At 70.8% G+C, this 6,051-nt stretch carries 7 protein-coding genes; 2 read left to right on the top strand and 5 right to left on the bottom strand.

What is annotated here, in order from left to right; genetic code table 11:
• Window positions 1-30 precede the first annotated feature (30 nt).
• The 3 genes from L2I40_RS17615 to msrA all read right to left on the bottom strand — a co-directional run bounded on the left by L2I40_RS17615 (window position 31) and on the right by msrA (window position 2,242).
• On the bottom strand, window positions 31-1,125 hold the full coding sequence (locus L2I40_RS17615) for a YncE family protein (protein ID WP_237216501.1): 1,095 nt from the start codon (window positions 1,123-1,125) through the stop codon (window positions 31-33).
• A 146-nt stretch (window positions 1,126-1,271) separates the two neighbouring features.
• Entirely contained in the window at window positions 1,272-1,697 is a 426-nt protein-coding gene (gene msrB / locus L2I40_RS17610) for a peptide-methionine (R)-S-oxide reductase MsrB (protein WP_237216500.1), read from the bottom strand.
• Complete coding sequence (gene msrA, locus L2I40_RS17605; RefSeq protein ID WP_237216499.1) at window positions 1,697-2,242, bottom strand: peptide-methionine (S)-S-oxide reductase MsrA; 546 nt, start codon at window positions 2,240-2,242, stop codon at window positions 1,697-1,699. Before msrA ends, msrB begins: the two co-directional genes overlap by 1 nt.
• A gap of 92 nt (window positions 2,243-2,334) precedes the next feature.
• Here msrA and L2I40_RS17600 point away from each other — a divergent pair, with 92 nt between their 5' ends.
• Window positions 2,335-3,369, top strand: coding sequence for a serine hydrolase domain-containing protein (locus L2I40_RS17600; RefSeq protein ID WP_237216498.1), 1,035 nt, complete (start codon window positions 2,335-2,337; stop codon window positions 3,367-3,369).
• A 70-nt stretch (window positions 3,370-3,439) separates the two neighbouring features.
• Here the strand turns inward: L2I40_RS17600 and L2I40_RS17595 are convergent, their stop codons facing one another.
• A complete protein-coding gene (locus tag L2I40_RS17595; protein WP_237216497.1) occupies window positions 3,440-3,862 on the bottom strand; it encodes a fasciclin domain-containing protein in 423 nt (140 codons plus the stop codon).
• 474 nt (window positions 3,863-4,336) lie between these two features.
• Window positions 4,337-5,314, bottom strand: coding sequence for a hypothetical protein (locus tag L2I40_RS17590; RefSeq protein WP_237216496.1), 978 nt, complete (start codon window positions 5,312-5,314; stop codon window positions 4,337-4,339).
• A 509-nt stretch (window positions 5,315-5,823) separates the two neighbouring features.
• On the opposite strand from L2I40_RS17590, the gene L2I40_RS17585 reads away from it, so the two are divergent.
• Complete coding sequence (locus L2I40_RS17585; RefSeq protein WP_237216495.1) at window positions 5,824-5,979, top strand: hypothetical protein; 156 nt, start codon at window positions 5,824-5,826, stop codon at window positions 5,977-5,979.
• Window positions 5,980-6,051 lie beyond the last annotated feature (72 nt).

Genomic DNA, 6,051 nt, shown 5'->3' with positions numbered 1-6,051 from the left:
CCCGCCGCGAGAAGCGCCCTCCGCCGCATCCTACCGGAGCGCGGCGGGCGTCGTGCCGCCCGGCAGCGCGGTGGGACGCGCCGCCGTGGTACGCGGCGGCAGCGGCGCCTGCAGCGGCCGCGTGCCGGAGGTGGCGCCGGCGAGATGCCAGGTGAAGTCGCCCGCCACGCCGTCGCGCCGCGGCTTGAAGAAGATGCCGTGCGGGCTGCGGCCGACGCGCAGCGTCTCCCACTGCGGCATCGCATCCGGGCGCGACGGATCCAGCACGGCGACGCGGCCCACCCAGCGCAGCGTCATCCACACGCGCCCCTCGGGATCGAAGGTCAGGCAGTCCGGACCGCCGGGAATGTTCCAGAGGCGGCGCACCTGCATGGTGTCGGGGTCGACCTCCGCCAGCCGGCTGTCCACGCGGCTGGTGGCAAAGAGCGCACGGCCGTCCGGCGAGGGGAAGACGGTGTGCGCGCCGCGCCCGATGGTGAAGGCGCGCGTCACCTCGCGCGTCTCGGGATCGATGCTCGCGAAGTGGTCGCTGCCCATCAGCCCGACCAGCAGCCGGCCGCGATGCCAGATGATGCCCGCCGGCTCCGGCCCGACCTCGACCGACCAGAGCTGCGTGCGCGTCTCCATGTCGAAGGCGATCACCGAGCGGTCGCCCTGCATAGTGATGAAGACGCGCCGGCTGTCCGGCGAGAAGGCGACATGGCTCGGCATGTCACCGGGCCGGAAACGCTGCAGGAGCGTCAGCGTCGCCGCGTCGTAGATGTCCACTTGGTCGCGCCGCAGGCTCGCGATCACCAGGAAGCGCCCGTCGGGGCTGTATTCGAGGTGATAGGGGTTCGAGATCCGCTCCCGCCGCAGGACCTCGCCCGTCCCCGGGTTCATGAAGACCAACTCGTTGCCGCCGGAATCCGCGATCACCAGCTGGCTGCCGTCGGGCGTGAGCACCAGGTGGTGCGGCTCCCGCAGCACCGGCATCCGGCGCACCTCCTGCCGGGTCGTCGTGTCGATGATGCTGACCGAGGCCTCGCCCGAGTTCAGCACGTAGAGCAGGTCCGCGCGCGCCGCCGGGGCAAGCACCAGCGCGCCCGCACAGGCGAGGAGGAGGAACAGGAGACGGGTGCGCACCGGCGTGCCTCTGGGTGGCTTTTCGGGGCCGAGATTTCCCCCGCGCGGGTCGGATTGTCCAGCACGCTCGGATGGCGGCGGCCCGAAACCGCCGTCACCCGATCCGATGACGCATCATCGCGGCCGCAATGTGCCCGCCGGTGCAATCACTCCTTCGGCTGGAAGGCCAGCGACACACCGTTCATGCAGTAGCGCTCCCCGGTCGGCGGCGGGCCATCCGGGAAGACATGGCCGAGATGCCCGCCGCAGGTCGCGCAATGCACCTCCGTCCGGGTCATGAAGAAGGAGCGGTCGGTGCGGGTCGCGACCGCCCCCTCGATCGGCTTCCAGAAGCTCGGCCAGCCCGTGCCGGACTCATACTTGGCCGAGGCTTCGAAGAGCGGCGTACCGCAGCCGGCGCAGGCGAAGATCCCGTCGCGCTTCTCCCGGTTCAGCGGGCTGGTCCCCGGCCGTTCGGTGCCGTGCTGGCGCAGCACGCGGAAGGCCTCCGGGGAGAGTTGTGCGCGCCACTCCGCCTCGGACTTGCTGACGGGAAAGCTCTCCGCCGCGTGCTTGTCCTTCGTGCCGAACATCAGGCGGCTCCCTTCTTGAGGCGGTCCGCGAAGGTCTTGCGGAACTTCGCCACCTTCGGCGCGACCACGACGCGGCAGTAGCCGGACCACGGGTTGCGCGCGAAATAATCCTGGTGCTCGGCCTCGCCCGGCCAGAAGCGGGTGAGCGGCACGACCTCGGTCACCGCCTTGGCACCCCAGATGCCCGACGCATCCACCTCCGCGATCACCTCGCGCGCGATGCGCTCCTGCTCGGGCGAATGGGTCAGGATGATGCTGCGGTATTGCGGGCCGATGTCGTTGCCCTGCCGGTCCTTCGTCGTCGGGTCGTGCAGGGTGAAGAACATCCGCAGCAGGTCGGCGTAGCTCACCTTCGCCGGGTCGAAGTCGATCTGCACCACCTCGGCATGGCCGGTCTTCTTGCCGCAGACCTCCTCGTAGCTCGGGTTCTCGACATGGCCGCCGGCATACCCGCTCTCCGCCCGGCTCACGCCGTCCAGGTGGCGGAGCGCGCCCTCGATGCACCAGAAGCAGCCCCCGCCGAGCGTCGCGGTTTCCGTCGCCATCAGATCCTCCGTGGGTCGCCGCATGATATGGGGCTTCGCGTCCGCTGCCCCAGGGGTTACGCGCGCGCCCGCCGACGGGCAGTGTCGGGCCGATGCTCGACTCCGCCGCCCTCGCCGCCGCCGTCGCCTTCGCCGCGGCGCATGAATCCCCCTTCCCCCGCGACCTGAAGGCGCATCTGGAAGCCGGCCATTTCGAGCCGCCGCCGGACAATGCCCTGCTCGGCCCGGTCTTCCGCCGCGGCGCGCCCAACGGCCTGATCCTGCGGCGCGGCGAGCGGCTCGCGGCCTGGGGCGACACGCGGCAGGCCGACATGACCTTCAGCGCCGCCAAGTCCTACCTCTCGCTGCTCGCTGGCCTCGCCTGGGCCGACGGGCTGCTCCGCCTCGACGAGCCGGTGCGCGAGACGATCCGAGACGGCGGCTTCGAGAGCGACCAGAACGCCCCCATCACGTGGCGCCATCTGCTGACCAACACCTCCGAATGGGAGGGGGAGCTGTTCGGCAAGCACGACCGCATCGACCGCGGCCGCGAGATCGGGCGCGAAGGCCGGGGCGAGGGCCGCGACCGCCCGCTGCACGCGCCCGGCACCTACTGGGAATACAACGACGTCCGGGTGAACCGGCTCTCGCTCAGCTTGCTCCGGCTGTTCCGCCGCCCGCTGCCCGAGGTCTTCGCCGAGCGCATCGCCGACCCGATCGGCTGCTCGCGCGACTGGACCTGGTATGCCTATGACAACGCGGTGGTGGAGGTGGATGGCCGCCGCCTGCCGAGCGTGCCGGGCGGGACGCATTGGGGCGCGGGCATGCGCATCCATGCCGAGGACCAGGCGCGCATCGGCCAGCTCGTGCTGCAGCGCGGCAGCTGGGAGGGACGCGAGGTGATCCCGGCCGAATGGTTCGACCTCTCGCTCGCCCCCTGCCCGCTCAACCCGTCCTACGGCTTCCTGTGGTGGCTGAACCGCGGCGGCCGCTATCCGGACGCGCCGGCAGACAGCGTCTTCGCCTTCGGCGCCGGCGGCAACTTCACCTGGATCTGGCCGCAGGGCGAGGTCGTGGCCGTGCTGCGCTGGGTGGACGGCACGGTGATCGGCCGGTTCTGCGGGATGGTCGCGGCGGCGCTGCGCTGAGCCCGCGCGGCCCGGCGCGGATGGCCGGCCGCGCGAGGCGGCCGGCCACCGTCCGGGACTACTCGGCGCGTCAGCGCACCAGCACGCGGTCGATGCCGTGCACCATCCCGTTTGCGCAGGGAATGTCGCGCTGCACCACGCGTGCGCTGACATTCGGGCCGGCGCTGACCGTCACGCCGCGCTCCGCGCCGGGGGTGTTGCCGATGGTGATCGGCGTGCCGGCCATGGTGACCAGGCGCAGCCCCTCCGCCAGGGCGGCGGCCGGGATGCGGCCGGGGACGATGTGCGAGTTGATGGCCGCCGCCGCGAGCACCGGGTCCGCCTCGCGCACGCCGCTCTCGTCGCGGGGGAAGATGCGGTCGGCGACCAGGGGGCTGACCGAGTCCATGGCCGCGTTCGTCGGCGCGAAGATCGTGATGTTCTGGGCGAAGCGCAGATCGTTGGCCATGTGGCTCCGCGTCACGGCGCCGACCATGCGCGAGAACTCGGGCATGCCGGCAAGCGTGTCGATGCAGTTCCGCTGCTGCGCCGATGCGTCCGGCGAGAAGAAAGTGCCCGACAGAACAAAGCCACACGCAAGCACAGCGCACTTCATGAATTTCTTAGTTTGCATAAGATCCCCTCCTTCATCAAGGGATCGTTACTGCGTCCATCGCAATGATCCCTCATCGATAGGATAGTCGGGGACAGCCATCATCTGGATGAAAAGCAGTTTGTCTTGGCACACCTTCCCGCGATCATTCTTCTAGTTCACGCCTACTTTATTTCGAAGTGGGAATATTGGACTTGTTCGCCCCTTCTGCCGATCGCCGCCGAAGAGCCGACCTCCCCCGCCAGGGAGACACGCGCGAGCCAGCCGCGATGCTCGTTGCCGGGCCGCTTCGGGCGCAGCGGGTCCAAGGGGATGGGACAGCGTGGAGCGAAGCGCCGCCCGCAGGCGGTCACGCCGTCGCCCAACGCATGAGCGTCACTCCGCGTCGACGCGCGCGGGCACCGGACGGGGTTCCTCGAGGTAACCCTGATCGAAGGCCAGGGTCAGCCGCGCATGCTCCGCCGCCGAGACCTGCATCAGCGCGGCTGCGTCTTCCGGGAACAGGAAGCGCCGGACCAGCGCATCGGCATGCTCGGCGTCGGGAAGCTTCAGCCCCAGCGCCGCCAGGTCTCTCGCGACGGCCTCTTGTGTGGGCTCGAAGTAGCGGTTGGATGCATCGGGCGCGCCCGGCACGCGCACCATGACGAAGCGCGTGGCAGAAGGCTGCGGATCGGGACCCAGCACGATCGAGCCGGACATCACACCGCACAACGCGCTGGCCGGTGGCCCGGACAGGCCGAGGCTGATCAGCAGCGGCTGCGAGGTCCCCGGCTCCCGCAGGTCGATGTGCAGCGTACGGCCGCCGATCAGGACCTCGCCCCGGAACTCGACGGTGCGCCCGAGAAGGTGCTCACGATAGGTCGCGGCGAGGGCGCGGGTGCGGCCGGCGGCGACATCGATGCCGAGCGCGCCGCGGATGAGCTGTCCCCGGAAATAGGGCGACCAAGCAAGGGAGTAGCAGGCGTAGTCGCCGCAGAGATACCCATGCGCGCTCCCGCTTCGCCCCGCGGAAGGTCCGGGCGGATGCGCATGCAGCCGGACGCGATCCAGCAGCGTCTCGGGCGGGATCCCGAAAAGGCGATGCAGTTCGTCCAGGAAGGCCTCGACCGTGCAGCTGGCCAGCCACCCCGCCGACTGGCGCGTCTGGAGGACCTTCGCCCAGTCCTCATAGACCTCGGCCGAACGCGGCGTGGCGCGGCCCTGAAGCCATTTCTGCGCCCGCTCGAGGTCGAAATGGGTGCGGGGGTTCACCGCGTGGAACCGCCCGGAGAGCTCCTTCACGCCGCCGCAGCCCAGCACGAGCAGCGTGAGGCGAAGCTTCAGCCCGAAATCCGAGGCGGGGGCGGTAAGCATCGCCGGCTCCGAACGCTCCTTTCGTTGTACCGCATGAACTTCTTGCCACTTTTGCGCGCAGAGATGTTGCGGCGCAACACACAAAACCTCTGCGCCCCGCTCTCTTCCGCGTGATCGGCGACGCGCCGGCAGGCCCAAGCTGCCTGACCATGGCTTCCGCGGTTTTCCTGGAAGTTCCACGGCGAGCCGTTGCGGCGGTCCGCGCAACGGCGCTCGCATGGTGCCGCGACCCGGCTTTGCGCGGGGCCTCCGGACGAAGGCGGGACGCACGGCCGATTTGGGCCGCCCCGATCTCGCGGACTCCGGAAGGATCAGGCATGCACAGGGCGCCGACGGCAAGGCCGCGCGCTGCGGCCGAAGGATCCGGGAACGCGGCGGGTGGCGCCGCGACAGGAGGGCGGAGACACTCCGCGGCGAGCCCCAACCCGAAGCGGGACTGGCTGAAGGTCGCGACCGACGACCCGGCCCGCCGCCTGCGAGGCCTGGGGCACCATGGCGACCTCGTCGAGATGGACCACGCCGCAAGGCAGCTGTGCTGGGCCATCCATCGCGACCTCATGCAGGCGGCCATCCTGCGTGTCGCCGCCCTGATGCGCCGGGTGCTTCGCAGCGACCTCGCCGCGCAGCGCATCGCCGGCGCCCGGCCGGGCCGCCCCGGTGGCTGAGCGGCGCCCCAGAACGCTGGCGCTGGCGCTGGCGCTTGCCCTCGGCCTCGCGGCCCCGGCGGGCGCGCGGGC

The sequence above is a fragment of the Falsiroseomonas oryziterrae genome (genome assembly GCF_021864505.1).
GTDB classification, from domain to species: Bacteria; Pseudomonadota; Alphaproteobacteria; order Acetobacterales; family Acetobacteraceae; genus Falsiroseomonas; species Falsiroseomonas oryziterrae.
This window is presented reverse-complemented; position numbering and strand designations above follow the sequence as displayed.

Coding starts and splice junctions, on each gene's coding strand:
- msrB (WP_237216500.1), bottom strand. CDS start 1,697: ATGTTCGGCACGAAGGACAAGCACGCGGCGGAGAGCTTTCCCGTCAGC.
- L2I40_RS17585 (WP_237216495.1), top strand. CDS start 5,824: ATGGACCACGCCGCAAGGCAGCTGTGCTGGGCCATCCATCGCGACCTC.
- L2I40_RS17590 (WP_237216496.1), bottom strand. CDS start 5,314: ATGCTTACCGCCCCCGCCTCGGATTTCGGGCTGAAGCTTCGCCTCACG.
- L2I40_RS17595 (WP_237216497.1), bottom strand. CDS start 3,862: ATGCCCGAGTTCTCGCGCATGGTCGGCGCCGTGACGCGGAGCCACATG.
- L2I40_RS17600 (WP_237216498.1), top strand. CDS start 2,335: ATGCTCGACTCCGCCGCCCTCGCCGCCGCCGTCGCCTTCGCCGCGGCG.
- msrA (WP_237216499.1), bottom strand. CDS start 2,242: ATGGCGACGGAAACCGCGACGCTCGGCGGGGGCTGCTTCTGGTGCATC.